This window comes from Bacteroides stercorirosoris (genome assembly GCF_900142015.1).
In the GTDB taxonomy this organism is placed as follows: domain Bacteria; phylum Bacteroidota; class Bacteroidia; order Bacteroidales; family Bacteroidaceae; genus Bacteroides; species Bacteroides stercorirosoris.
On sequence record NZ_FQZN01000014.1, the window covers coordinates 38252 to 51990 of the forward strand.

The 13739-nt window shown below is 45.3% G+C and carries 7 protein-coding genes; 3 read left to right on the plus strand and 4 right to left on the minus strand.

Annotated features, from left to right (window positions below):
* The first annotated feature begins 54 nt into the window (after window positions 1-54).
* Both BUC01_RS11845 and BUC01_RS11850 read left to right on the plus strand, forming a co-directional pair.
* Window positions 55-1518 carry a potassium/proton antiporter gene (locus tag BUC01_RS11845; RefSeq protein WP_073313783.1) on the plus strand — a complete coding sequence of 488 codons (1464 nt, stop codon included), beginning with the start codon at window positions 55-57 and terminating at the stop codon, window positions 1516-1518.
* Between the two features lie 285 nt (window positions 1519-1803).
* On the plus strand, window positions 1804-3468 hold the full coding sequence (locus BUC01_RS11850; protein ID WP_025832311.1) for a long-chain fatty acid--CoA ligase: 1665 nt from the start codon (window positions 1804-1806) through the stop codon (window positions 3466-3468).
* Window positions 3469-3652: 184 nt separating this feature from the next.
* Here BUC01_RS11850 and BUC01_RS11855 read toward each other — a convergent pair whose 3' ends face one another.
* Window positions 3653-5680 carry a kojibiose hydrolase gene (locus BUC01_RS11855; RefSeq protein WP_073313785.1) on the minus strand — a complete coding sequence of 676 codons (2028 nt, stop codon included), beginning with the start codon at window positions 5678-5680 and terminating at the stop codon, window positions 3653-3655.
* Between the two features lie 100 nt (window positions 5681-5780).
* Here BUC01_RS11855 and BUC01_RS11860 point away from each other — a divergent pair, with 100 nt between their 5' ends.
* On the plus strand, window positions 5781-6491 hold the full coding sequence (locus BUC01_RS11860) for a DUF169 domain-containing protein (RefSeq protein ID WP_025832310.1): 711 nt from the start codon (window positions 5781-5783) through the stop codon (window positions 6489-6491).
* A 396-nt stretch (window positions 6492-6887) separates the two neighbouring features.
* Here the strand turns inward: BUC01_RS11860 and BUC01_RS11865 are convergent, their stop codons facing one another.
* The 3 genes from BUC01_RS11865 to BUC01_RS11875 all read right to left on the minus strand — a co-directional run bounded on the left by BUC01_RS11865 (window position 6888) and on the right by BUC01_RS11875 (window position 13729).
* On the minus strand, window positions 6888-9041 hold the full coding sequence (locus tag BUC01_RS11865) for a glycoside hydrolase family 97 protein (RefSeq protein ID WP_025832307.1): 2154 nt from the start codon (window positions 9039-9041) through the stop codon (window positions 6888-6890).
* Between the two features lie 50 nt (window positions 9042-9091).
* Window positions 9092-11590, minus strand: a complete 2499-nt coding sequence (locus BUC01_RS11870) for a glycoside hydrolase family 31 protein (protein WP_073313787.1) — start codon at window positions 11588-11590, stop codon at window positions 9092-9094.
* A gap of 348 nt (window positions 11591-11938) precedes the next feature.
* Window positions 11939-13729 carry an endo-dextranase gene (locus BUC01_RS11875; RefSeq protein WP_025832305.1) on the minus strand — a complete coding sequence of 597 codons (1791 nt, stop codon included), beginning with the start codon at window positions 13727-13729 and terminating at the stop codon, window positions 11939-11941.
* Between the last annotated feature and the right edge of the window lie 10 nt (window positions 13730-13739).

Genomic DNA, 13739 nt, shown 5'->3' on the forward strand with positions numbered 1-13739 from the left:
TCTTGCTTTTCGAATACGAAATCCTTAAACGAACAACTTTATTACACATAACTTATGATTTTTACAGCTGAAAACATTCTTTTAATAGGTTCTATTTTACTTTTCGTTAGTATCATTGTCGGTAAAACCGGTTATCGTTTCGGTGTCCCTGCCTTATTACTGTTCCTCGTGGTAGGTATGCTCTTTGGGAGCGATGGTTTAGGTTTACAGTTTCATAACGCTAAGGAAGCACAATTTATTGGTATGGTTGCTCTTAGCGTTATTTTGTTTTCCGGCGGTATGGATACCAAATTCAGTGAGATAAAACCGATACTTGTACCGGGTATCGTTCTTTCCACAGTCGGCGTGTTGCTCACGGCTGTTTTTACGGGATTGTTTATCTGGTGGATTGCAGGGATGAGTTGGTCCAACATTTATCTACCCATCACTACATCGCTGCTACTTGCTTCCACCATGTCGTCTACCGATTCAGCGTCTGTTTTTGCCATCCTACGTTCGCAGAAGATGAATCTGAAACACAATCTTCGTCCCATGCTAGAGCTTGAAAGTGGAAGTAATGATCCTATGGCGTACATGCTTACCATCGTACTGATACAGTTCATACAGTCCGGCGGAATGGGCGTTGCGGGCATCTTCGGTTCATTCGTCATACAATTCATAGTGGGCGCAGCCGCAGGTTATCTTCTCGGTAAACTTGCCATTCTTATGCTCAACAAGCTCAACATCGACAATCAGGCACTCTATCCCATCCTCCTACTGGCATTCGTATTTTTCACCTTCGCCATTACCGATCTTCTGAAAGGAAACGGTTATCTCGCGGTTTACATTGCCGGTATCATGGTTGGTAACAATAAAATCATGCACCGCAAGGAGATATATACTTTTATGGATGGATTGACTTGGTTGTTCCAGATCATTATGTTCCTCTGCCTCGGCCTGTTGGTAAATCCTCACGAGCTGCTTGATATTGCTTTGGTTGCCACACTTATCGGTGTGTTCATGATTGTTATCGGTCGTCCGCTCAGTGTTTTTCTTTGTTTGTTGCCTTTCGGTAAGAAGATAACCAACCGTTCCCGATTGTTCGTCTCCTGGGTAGGTTTGCGCGGTGCAGTACCCATTATCTTTGCTACCTATCCGGTGGTGGCACAAGTGCCGGGAGCTGATGTTATTTTCAACATTGTATTCTTTATCACTATTGTATCTCTGGTAGTGCAAGGCACCACCGTTTCGTTGGCTGCCCGTCTGCTGAAACTTTCAACCCCGTTAGAGAAAACGGGAAATGAGTTCGGTGTGGAACTGCCCGAAGAGATTGATACGGATTTAAGTGACATGACTGTAACCATGGAAATGTTGGAAGAAGGTGATACACTGAAAGATATAACACTACCTAATGGAGCATTGGTTATGATTGTGAAACGAGGTACGGAGTTCTTGATACCGAACGGATCGCTAAAGTTGCATCTCGGAGATAAGTTGCTGCTTATTTCGGAGAAAAGGAATAATGAGGAGGATAAATGATAATTTAGCGGGCGGATGCCCGCTAAAAATTGACAATTGACAATTGACAATTAACAATTAGGCTGCGCTATATTGTGCTTAAACAATCGTTCCGAATGGTAATTGTCAATTGTCAATTGTTAATTGTCAATTTTTAGCGGCAAAGCCGCTAAACTATCATTTATGCAATTGGTTCATTTTTCTTTTTCTTTCGCCTCCCGTCAAAGAATAAATATAGAAACTTGCACGACATTACATTTAGCTCTATATTTGCGCAATTTTAATTAAAGTGTGCAAATTTAACAGATGGAACAGGAACAACACTTCATTGATTACATTGAACAAAGCATCATTCAAAACTGGAATTTAAACGCCTTGACCGACTATAAAGGTGCCACCCTCCAATATAAAGATGTAGCCCGCAAAATAGCAAAATTCCATATCGTACTGGAAAGTGCCGGTATTCAACCGGGTGATAAAATAGCTGTCTGCGGTCGTAACAGTGCCCATTGGGCGGTTACTTTCCTGGCAACCATCACTTACGGGGCTATCATCGTCCCTATCCTGCACGAGTTCAAGGCAGACAATGTACATAATATCGTTAACCACTCCGAAGCCAAACTCTTGTTCGTTGGCGACCAGGTTTGGGAAAACCTCAATGAAGAAGCCATGCCGCAACTGTTGGGCGTCATCCTGATGACTGAATTCACTCCCGTAGTCTGCCGTGACAAAAGACTGATGGAGGCTTTCGAGCACCGCAACATCCTATATGGCCAGCGTTATCCCAAGAACTTCCGCCCCGAACATATCTGCTACCGGAAAGATGAACCGGAGGAACTTGCCATCATCAATTATACATCCGGCACCACCGGCTACTCCAAAGGCGTCATGCTGCCCTATCGCAGTCTCTGGTCCAACGTCAACTATTGCCATGAGATGCTTCCGGTGAAACCCGGCGACAATATGGTTTCCATGCTTCCTATGGGACACGTTTTCGGCATGACGTATGATTTCCTTTACGGTTTCTCAGTCGGCGCACATCTCTATTTCCTGACGCGCATGCCGAGCCCTAAGATTATCGCACAATCTTTTGCAGAAATCAAACCCCGTGTCATTTCATGCGTACCTTTGATTGTGGAAAAGATAATCAAAAAGAATATCCTGCCGCGCGTAGATAATAAGATAGGCAAATTGCTGTTACGCGTTCCTATCATCAATGACAAAATCAAAGCGCTTGCCCGCAAAGAAGCGATGGAGATATTCGGAGGTAACTTTGATGAAATCATCGTCGGCGGCGCCCCGTTCAATGCAGAAGTGGAGAGTTTCCTCAAACAAATAGGTTTCCCTTACACCATTGCTTACGGTATGACGGAATGTGGGCCTATCATCTGTTCTTCCCGTTGGGAAACACTGAAACTTGCATCGTGTGGTAAAGCAACGACGCGCATGGAAGTGAAAATCGACTCGTCCGACCCGCAGAAAGTTGCCGGAGAAATCATTTGCCGTGGTGCTAATCTGATGCTAGGTTATTATAAAAATCAAGAGGCAACGGCACAAATCATTGACGTAAATGGCTGGTTGCATACCGGAGACCTCGGTACGATGGACGCAGACGGTTACGTAACTGTGCGTGGCCGTAGCAAGAATATGTTGCTCACTTCCAGCGGACAGAATATCTATCCGGAAGAAATTGAAAGCAAACTGAATAATATGCCCTACGTTTCCGAATCACTCATCGTGTTGCAGAAAGAGAAACTTGTGGCCCTAATCTATCCCGATTTTGATGACGCTTTTGCCAATGGGCTGCAACAAACAGACGTGGAACGCATGATGGAAGCAAATCGTAATGAACTGAATCAGCAATTGCCTGCTTTCTGCCAGATATCAAAAATAAAAATCCACTTCGAAGAGTTTGAGAAAACTGCCAAGAAGTCAATTAAACGTTTCATGTATCAGGAAGCAAAAGGTTAATCCGTTAACAAAGATAGAACATAATACCGGATTTTCTAATTAATGTTATAAAACATACTTTTTTATTTGGATAATTTGCAGATATCCAGGAAGTCCGTATCTTTGCACTGTGTTTTTCATAGTATTAGATTTAAGGTTAACAAAGGTTGGAGTACAGCGGTACTCCTTTTTTTATGTCCATAAGTCATCTATTCTCTCTCACATAGACTTTCTTCTCCAGTCCTACCCCTTTGACTGTCACGCTTTTCCAATGTTCAGGAAGTGATGAAGGTAACTGTACAATGCCGTTATCTGTAATCTGTAATCCACAGAAGCCATTGATTACGGCTTGCAACAATCCACCGGCTCCCGTCATAAAATAAGGATTGTCACTGGTAGCAGTTTCTGCCAATACTCCGAAAGGTGCACGCAGATTTGGCTGATAACAACGGCGGAACATCTTATATGCTTGTTTTGCATCACCCATCCGGGCATACTGCACGCAAAATATTGAATAAGACATTGCCGGACCATTCTGAGGATCAATCCTGTCGGCATAATATTCCATATCTTTTTTCTGAGCCTTGGCATCCGTAATAAAGTAGAGCGGATAGCCCAACAAGTTTACGTCGGCTTGCTTAATCATCTCACCATCATAAGTGGCATGTTCGCGGGTTACGCCATCTTTAAAACGCAGGATACGAATATTCCGGCTGATTTCTTTCCAGATTTCCGGCACAGGTTCATTACAAATCACAGCGGCCTCGCAGGCATATTCCAAAGCACGGATAGCGGCAGCATTCGTAAAAGCGTTGTCATCTATGCCATTGGCATATTCATCGGCCCCTACTACATTGCAAATGGAATAGGAACCGTCATCATTACGTTCTACACGACTTACCCAGAAATCAGCAACCTCTTTCATCAGAGGGAATGCCTTTGTACGTAGCCATTGCTCGTCACGGGTAAGGCAATAATAATTCCAGCAGGCGATACTGATATCTGCCGTCACATGATGTTCTAAAGGTCCGGTCAATGCAAAGGTGGGAGTTGATTCTTCGCCATAATCATCACTTTCCCACGGAAACATGGCTCCTTTATATCCATAAGCCATTGCTTTTTTACGAGCGGCCGCCAAACGGTCAATGCGATAGTCGATCATTGATTCAGCTATTCCTTTATTCAGCATCAGCATCGGCGGAAACATCCAGAGTTCCGAATCCCAGAATATATGCCCATTATATCCCTGTGAAGAAAGTCCCATAGGGGAAATACTCAATCCACTACCTTCACGGCAGGATGAATAAAGATTGAAAAGTGCGAAACGAACTGCCCGTTGCGCTTCATCATCTCCCTCAATCAGGATATCACTCTCCCAAAGTTCACTCCACAGCCTACAATGAGCCGCCATCAGAGCGTCCGTACCTTCATGGATAGCGTAGATAACCTGCCGTTCGGCCTCATTATACGGATCGCTGAAATCGCGGGTAGAACATACGGAGCCAATCAAAGCAAAAGAAAGGCTATCCCCTTTACGCAACTTCATCGTAAAGAATATTTCTCTATCTATCTCATCATACAGCACTTCCGTAGCTTTATCTTCATCAAAGATAAAAGCGGAAGAAGCGGAAACTTCCCGCTGTCGATGGGTAGAAGTTGCATAAGACTGAAGCATATACATTTGAGTAGCGTCAGCTCTCATCTTACGAAAACGCTGTGTGGATTGGGAATATTCCTGGGGAATATCCATTCGGGCAGCTACCCTCAGAGACATATCGGATAAAGCTTTCACATTCACACGGATAAGACCGGCATATGGCATATTCCTCAAAGCACAGATGCCATAGCTTATATCCGCTTTCCCATCTGCCCGAAAACTACTGTTATGGGTTGCCTCTTTCATATCCACACATTGAGACCAGTTTACAACACATTCCGAATCCACCTTCTTCCCGTCAACATCCATTGACAACAGAAAAGGATTAATCCCCTTCAACACACGACTCACTCCCTGCGGACCATCCGTATCGAACACATGATTCAGGATTACCTGCCGGACAGAAAAAGGTTCTTTCCAAGGAAGAATACCAATGCCTCCATTCGCCATAGGGGCACCTACATAGGGGGCATTTATATCGGAGGCATGAAGTTGCCACAAATCAGCATCTTCACCTTTCACTATCTGTACAAAGAAAAAGACGAGAAGCAAGAAACAGGAAATACGTGTTCTCATAATCAATACGGATTTATAGATTTCCATGCAAAAATAGTCAAAATCCTATATAAATTGACAATCAATCATTATCTTTACTACCTAACTAATTTCATTTATCATGGATATACACACATTCATTAGCAATTATCGGGAAGCTTTCGGTGAACGCACCGAACTTCCTATCGCTTTCTGGTACTCGAACAAGCTGGAGAACGAGACGGAGAAAATCAATGGTTGCCTCTTCAAGGGAATGCAACGGGTAAGAGAAGGTAAAACCATCAGTCTGAATGCTGACATCATAGGATGCGGTGGCGGAAAGTTCTATACCGGCTTTACGGAAATGCCGGTACATGTTCCGAACTTCGTATCCCTGAAAGAGAAATACAAGAAAACGCCCGAAATGGTAGTGGATTTCATCAGGCAAATCCAAGTGCCGCGTGCGGAAAAGACTTATCTGCATTTTGCGCGTCTTGATACACTTGCTTCTTTCGATAATGTAGAAGGTCTGCTGTTCCTTGCCACCCCCGATATTTTATCGGGACTCACCACATGGGCTTTTTTCGATACGAATGCATTTGATACGGTAGCCGCGCCTTTCGGCTCCGGTTGCAGTTCCGTGGTTACTTTTACCATTCTTGAAAACCGGAAAGGAGGCAAACGCTGTTTCCTCGGTTTCTTCGATCCTTCCGTAAGACCGTATTTTGAACCGGACATATTGAGTTTTACTATTCCTATGTCCCGCTTTAAGGAGATGTATCACACCATGCGCGAAAGTTGCCTGTTCGATACACATGCCTGGGGGAAGATTAAGGAGAGAATAAACGGGTGAAACCTTGAAAAAAAAGTAAAGAAGGGAAGTACTTCTTTTAATAAGTGTTATAAAAACACTTATATCGGTCTAATAATTTGGAAATATGCAGAATGTCCGTATCTTTGCACTGTGTTTTTCATAGTATTAGATTTAAGGTTAACAAAGGTTGGAGTACAGCGGTACTCCTTTTTTTATGTCCATACGTTTGGTATGCATGAAATACTGAATAAACAGACCCTTTATTAGTGAAAAACAGACGGTCTGTTCACTCCAAACAGACCATCTATCTCCGGTCAACAAACCATCCATTGCCAACTAACAGACCATTCATATTGATAAAATGAAAATGGGAAAGCCGAAGCCCTCCCATTCTGTTAATGTTCTGTAATTATGCACTTGACAAGCAAAGCAACTTTATTGAGAAACTCTTAGTGTTTTCAATCCCTTTACTGTTGCCTTATCCTTGACTTCCATAATACTGATAGCATAACCACCACCGGGAGCTGCTTTCAGTTTCAGCACCGTTTTAGGAGAAACAATTCCTTTGCGGATTACATAAGCCTGCGGATTTGTCTTGTAATCGGCATCTTTTGCGTCTGCATAAACGGTAGCTATATACTGTTTATCAGCATCCAGAAAGTCCAGTTTCAAGACAGAGGTATGTCCCTGTTCATTGCTGGTACAACCGATAAACCAGTCATTGGCTCCTTTGGCTTTACGGGCTGCGGTGATGTAACGTCCCGGCTCTGCCTCCAGATAGCGGCTGTCGTCCCAATCCAAAGCTACATCTTTGATAAACTGGAAAGCATCCATGAATCGTTCATAGTTCTCGGGAAGGTCGGCTGCCATTTGCAGGGGGCTGTACATCGTTACATAGAGTGCCAACTGGCGTGCCAGTGTAGAATTGACATGAGAGTGGCTATTGGGATTCAGTTTATTGATATCCATCTCAAAGATACCAGGGGTATAATCCATCGGGCCACCTTGCAGACGGGTGAAAGGAAGCACTGTGGTGTGGAAAGGCTTGCTTCCGACAAACGCTTCATATTCCGTACCACGGGCTGACTCATTGCCTATCAGGTTCGGATAAGTGCGGCATAAACCCGTAGGACGCACGGCTTCATGGGCATTGACCATAATTTTGTGTTTGGCGGCTTCGGTCACAGCATAAAGATAATGGTTGTTCATCCATTGTCCGTAATGATATTCACCGCGCGGAATGATATTGCCTACATAACCACTTTTCACTGAATTATAACCATATTGATTCATCAATTCATAGGCTGCCTTCATGTGACGCTCATAATTGCGCACAGAAGCCGATGTCTCATGATGCATCATCAGACGAACACCCTTGGAATGGGCATATTCATTCAGATACTTGATATCGAAATCAGGATAAGGCGTCATGAAGTCAAAGACGTAATCTTTTGAATGGCCGAACCAATCTTCCCAACCGGTATTCCAACCTTCCACCAATACCTGGTCGAAACCATGTTCCGCAGCAAAGTCGATATATTTCTTCACGTTCTCTGTATTGGCAGGATGAATGCCATTCGGTTTTACTTTCGTGTAATCCGTCTCATCCAACTTTACGGAAGGAAGATCGAAAGTATAAGCCCACGGTTTGCTGCCTGCAATCATTTCCCACCAGACACCGACGTATTTCACCGGTTTAATCCAGGAAGTGTCTTCGTACTTACAAGGATCATTCAGATTCAAAATCAGATTGGATGCTAATAGTTCACGGGCATCATCGCTTACCATCACTGTACGCCATGGTGTGTGACATGGAGATTGCATATAACCTTTATCACCTTGTGCGTCCGGGGTCAACCATGACTCAAAAGTCAGGTTCTTATCATCCAGATTCAGGTGCATACAAGAATAATCTATCAAGGCGGCTTCATGCAGGTTGATATATATTCCATCGGCTGTCTTCATTTGCAGGGAAGTCTGTATGCCGGTCGGTGAAAATTGTGTCTGTGAAGCATTATCAGAAATGGCTCCCTGCATCAGGCCGCGGATTTCCGAAAGTTTCGATTCCGTATAGTCATATTCCTGTGTATCATAGTCTCCGGGGATCCACCAGGCAATATGATCGCCTGTCATAGCGAACTTGGTACGCTCTTCCTTTATCACGAAGTAAACCAAGTTCTTCTGTTGCGGGAATTCGTAACGGAATCCGACACCATCGTCATATACGCGGAAACGAAGATTCATGTAGCGGTCGGTGGAGGGTTGTTTCAGCTCTACCAGCAGTTCGTTGTAATGGTTACGGATATCTTTCGTTTCACCCCACACGGGCTGCCAGGTTTCATCGAATGCAGAGGTTGAAGTTTTCACTACTTCAAAACCGTCCAACAGGTTATTGGTATTCTTTAATTCCAGTCCCAAAGTACTGGGGTTGATGGCAGGCTGCCCTTTGTATGCTATCTGATAGGTGGGCGTTCCATTCTTCGATAGTTCGAAATCCAGCTTTACCTTACCCGACGGGGACGAAACTCTTTCTGCTTTCCCCGCTAAGGCGAAAAGAAGGCAAACTGCACTAAGCATTAACTTTTTCATAATCTTATTTTTATTATTAGCATTAATAAATCATTTTGTAATCGGGAGTTTTAATAAAGAAACTCAATAACATGTTCCCTCCCATCATCCGGCAGCCTCAACAGACAAAGATTCTGTTTCTTTTCCGGACACCAGGCAACCGTTTTGAATTCTTCTTCCAGCGCTTCACCCAGTTTCTCCGCTTTCATCTTCCTGACTTTTGTTCCGTCAACCAGCACTTCCTTCGGCATTTGCCCTGCATAGATGCGGAACATGAAATTACGTTCTCCCGGCAGGGCGTACTTCTCTCCCGCCCTCTTTCCGATTGCGAGCGTATATCCTTTTTCCGTTGTCCGGCAAGTTACAGGCGTACGCAGAAACTCTCCACGCAAATACCCCAAGTCTGTTCCTGCATCCTCATAAAGGCAGAAAGAAGTTTCACCGCCCGATGCGACAGGGAAAATTTCGAATGTAACCGGATAAACGGGCTTCTCATCCGTATAATTCATGACCGGCATCTGAGGAATAATACTGCCCTTCCGCACAAACATGGGAATTGTGTTCAACGGAGCATCAGCCGTAGTCCATTGCTCACCACTGTATTCCGTATGCTTATCATTATAATCTATCCAGACACCTTCGGGCAGATACACATTCTTATTAGTCGTCCCCTTTTTAACCACCGGAGCTACCAGCAACTCGCTACCAAACATGAATTGTGCATCCGTGGAGAAAGTCTCCATATCCGCCGGATATTCCAGAAACATAGGGCGCATAATCGGCAGACCGGTTTCGTGTGCCTCACGGGCATACGTATAGATATAGGGCAATAAACGATATTTCAGTTCGATAGCCGCTTTTACATTCTTCTCCGCTTCCTCTCCGAAAAGCCACGGCTCCACGGCAACGTCTCCTTCGTGGTGAATACGGCTCAAGGGATTGAATGCGCCCAACTGTACCCAACGGGTATAAAGTTCCGCCATAGCAGGATAGTCTTCAATATCCCCGCAATAACCGGAAATGTCGCACGCCACAAACGGAATAACCCCTAATCCGGCAGACAGAAGCACAGGTATCTGATTCGCCATTTGTCCCCAGCCTTGCAACACATCATCTCCGTTGCCGCAATCCCCGGTCCAACCAAAGGTATAGCGTTGCAATCCGGCAAAGGCGGCACGCGTCATCTGGAAGACACGCAGGTCGGGATTCCGTTTCTCGAACTGCTCTTTGACTACTTTATCCCAGGTGAGGCCGTAGACGTTATGGATTTCATCGTGCATGCCGAGATGATGTTTCATGACGAGACGCTCCGTCTGTTCCTCGTTGCTCCAGGCAGGTTCGCCCATATCGGTCCAAAAGCCGGAGATGCCGTCGTCTATGGGTTTCTGCTGATAAGCGCCCCACCAGTCAGCCACATCGGGGATGGTGAAGTCCACTACACCGCAGTTGCCGCCCCAAGGCCAGGGCATATCATAACTGCTGCCTGTGGTGGAGTCTTTCACAAGATAACCGAGGCGGTCGGCTTCTTCCCATTGCTTCCTGTTGGTCTGGGAGATGACAGGGTCTTGCGAAACGATGACTTTAAAGCCCATCTCTTTCAGGTCGGCAAGCATTTTCTGCGGGTTCTGATAGTTCTCTTTCCGCCAGTTGAAGTCTTGCAGGTGTTGGGTCCAGCCGATATCCTGATAGATAATGTCGCAGGGAATGCCGCGCTGGCGATATCCTTCGGCTATTTCATAAGAGAGTTTCTCGGTAGTCAGTAAGCCACGGCACTGTGCAAAGCCTAACGCCCACTTGGGAGGCATGATGGGCCTGCCGGTCAGGTCTACATATTGCTTCATGATTTCTTTATAATCCTTGCCGAAGATGAAATAGTAAATCATCTCTCCGCCGGGGGCTTCGAAGCTGTAATAATCGCGGCTCTCGGTGCCGAATTTGAATTCCGTCTTATACGTATTATCCAGAAAGATACCATAGCGATAGCTGCTCATAAAGAAAGGAATACTCTTGTACAAAGGGTCTTCCACAATGCTGTAGCAGGGTTTGTCGCTGTTCCACATCTTATAAGATTCTCCGCGTCGGTCCAGTTTGCCAGTCTTCTCGCCCAGGCCGAAGAAGTGTTCGTCCCGGCGGAGGGTCTTGTATTCCACTTTACGGGCTCCTTCGCTAACGTGGCCCTTATCGGCATAGTCACTGAACAGGAGTTTCTGATACTTGTCGAATATCTGGAGGCTGAACGGGGCTTTGTTGACCCGGATACGGAGTTTGGGCGTGAATATCTCATAACAGGCATTCTGTTCGTCCACCTGAACCGTGCCCACATCTTCCAGTTCTTCATTGATGACGGCAAAGGAAGGGTTTCCCCGTTGCAGTTTTCCGTCCGGCGAAAACCAGACACGCACCACCGAAGGGCTGCACAGTTGTAGCTGCACTGCCGAGGTGTCATTCAGGTGGAAGGTAACGTTTCTCCCTTCTGCGGAATAGGAGATGCAGTTTCCGGTTATATTTCCGCTATATGAATACGGAGACAGGAAACACAATACTACTAATAAATATATATATATTTTCATGGTTTATATCCTTTATAATCTATTCTTTTCTGAGCGGTTATGAACTAATTCCGCCAACGGGCGATTTATCTTCCTATACCTTAATAAGTAGATGGTTGTTTCCTCCCGTGGTGATTCTATTTACCCCAAATGGTAACTTCATTTACATGCCGAGGTAAAGGCCGTTACATACCGAGGTAAAGAGCGTTACAATAGGTGGTAAAGGTCGTTACATACGGCAGTAAATGCTTTTACATCGTGAGGTAAATAGAATGTAAATGCTATCTATTGATAATCAACAAACTAAGCAGGCGTATTGGTGAGGCTGATTCATTCTTGGGCAATCTTAAATCAACTCCAATAACAGCTTTATTCTATCACAATCATTGTCCAGTATTTCAGTGAAGGAAGCGTAAAGGTTATCGCTCCGTCTTTCTGCTCAAAGGCCAGTTCCTGCGAAGCTCCGGCATGAGTGTCGGGAGTAGCGACCCACACTTTGCTTACTTTCCCGACGACTTTCAGCTTCAAAGGCACTTTAGTCACCAGACGCGGTTCGGGCATGCTGCCGTCGAGGTCTCTCCAACTCAGACTGTTTGCGCTGAGGAAATTGAGCAGATGGACTACCTGCCGACCATTTACTCTTTTGGCAAAAGCCGTTATGGACGATTTCTTAGGTGGCCAGACATTCAAACTTAGATTCTTGCTGGCATCAGTACAGTTCAGAGTGACCTTTTCTTCCTCTCCACCATCACGAAGGAGGTTCTGATAGGCGGTCATAAAATCGTAATAGCGCACGATGGCAGTCTGCAACGCATCACTCATCCGTAGGCGAGTGTTCGGGAAGTATTCGCTGCATAGCATGTGGTCGCCTCCCAGTTCCAGATGAGAACCGCCAAGGGCAAACATCACCGCATCCGTCAGCAAGACTCCCGGCATATTGAAGTCTCCGGAACTCTTTTCATAGTTCATGTAGGCGGCAAATACTGTTTTCAACGTTTGGTTGCCGTATTGATGATTGGCTTTCAGAATGGTGTATAAATCCGTAAAGTCCGCCTCATCTCCCCAAACTTCATTATAAAGGAAATCGACTTTGCCCGTCCCGGCAATCTGGGAGGCTCCATAGCTGCTGACGGCATTCATAACCAAGCGTTTCTCGGGATGCCGTTGCTTCATGGCGTCGATGAACGAGGTGTAGAACTTGGGAAGATTCACCTTGTTTCCTTTGTAGTCGTAGCGGTCGCCCCGGTTTCCTAACTGGTCTATCTGATAGCCGTCGAAATCAAGATTGGCATAGACATCATCATTGCGCTGGGCTATGTAAGCTTGCCATTCTGTGTTGGAAGGATCAAGAAGATAGATATTACTTTTCCAACTGTCGGGCAAGGTGTGCGCATCCTTATCCGTATGTCCCGCGCCCTTAAAGATGTACCATTCTTCTTTCACACCATCATTGGCAGCATCGTCGAGTGCACCGAAACAAAGGTTATAGAACATAGACTTCATTCCGTATGTATGCTGAATGCGAATATAGTCTTTTACCGATTGCGTGTAAATGTCCCGGTTGGCAATGTCTTTATATACCGCATCCAACTGTTCGCGCATGCCACCTAATGGCCAGTGGTGTTTGTTGTGCCAATCCTGAAACTGCACACCATTGATATGGCAACGATTCAAGAAAGCCATTTCTTCCTGAATTTTACTTTCGGTTTTAGAAGCATCGAAGGTGGCGACAAAGCCGTAACGGGGAAAACGGATCCAGTCGCTGGATACATCTATGGCAATAGTGCCGAGAATAACTTCTGTACCGTCATCTTTCGTGCGGTATACATCTGCCAGATAACCGATAAAATCTGTTGCCGGTGCAGTCCACGTCCAGGAAGTACCTACAGCGGCTTGTTCGGAGACGACTTTGTTCAGGGTACGATAGCGTATCTTTGCTCCCGCAGGCAGGGCATCGGCTGTAAAAGATACAGTTTCACCCGGTTTGTAACAGGCCTTATCGGTAACGAGGCTTACGGTTAAATCGGAGGTTACCGGAGTGACATCAGTCACTCCGCCAATTTCACCTCCTCCACCGGAACCACCGCCGGTTTCATCATTGTCTTTGCTGCACGAGGCCAGAAAGAACAATGTGGTAATTGCATAAATTATATATTTCATCCTATTGAAT

Coding starts and splice junctions, on each gene's coding strand:
- BUC01_RS11845 (WP_073313783.1), top strand. CDS start 55: ATGATTTTTACAGCTGAAAACATTCTTTTAATAGGTTCTATTTTACTT.
- BUC01_RS11850 (WP_025832311.1), top strand. CDS start 1,804: ATGGAACAGGAACAACACTTCATTGATTACATTGAACAAAGCATCATT.
- BUC01_RS11855 (WP_073313785.1), bottom strand. CDS start 5,680: ATGAGAACACGTATTTCCTGTTTCTTGCTTCTCGTCTTTTTCTTTGTA.
- BUC01_RS11860 (WP_025832310.1), top strand. CDS start 5,781: ATGGATATACACACATTCATTAGCAATTATCGGGAAGCTTTCGGTGAA.
- BUC01_RS11865 (WP_025832307.1), bottom strand. CDS start 9,041: ATGAAAAAGTTAATGCTTAGTGCAGTTTGCCTTCTTTTCGCCTTAGCG.
- BUC01_RS11870 (WP_073313787.1), bottom strand. CDS start 11,590: ATGAAAATATATATATATTTATTAGTAGTATTGTGTTTCCTGTCTCCG.
- BUC01_RS11875 (WP_025832305.1), bottom strand. CDS start 13,729: ATGAAATATATAATTTATGCAATTACCACATTGTTCTTTCTGGCCTCG.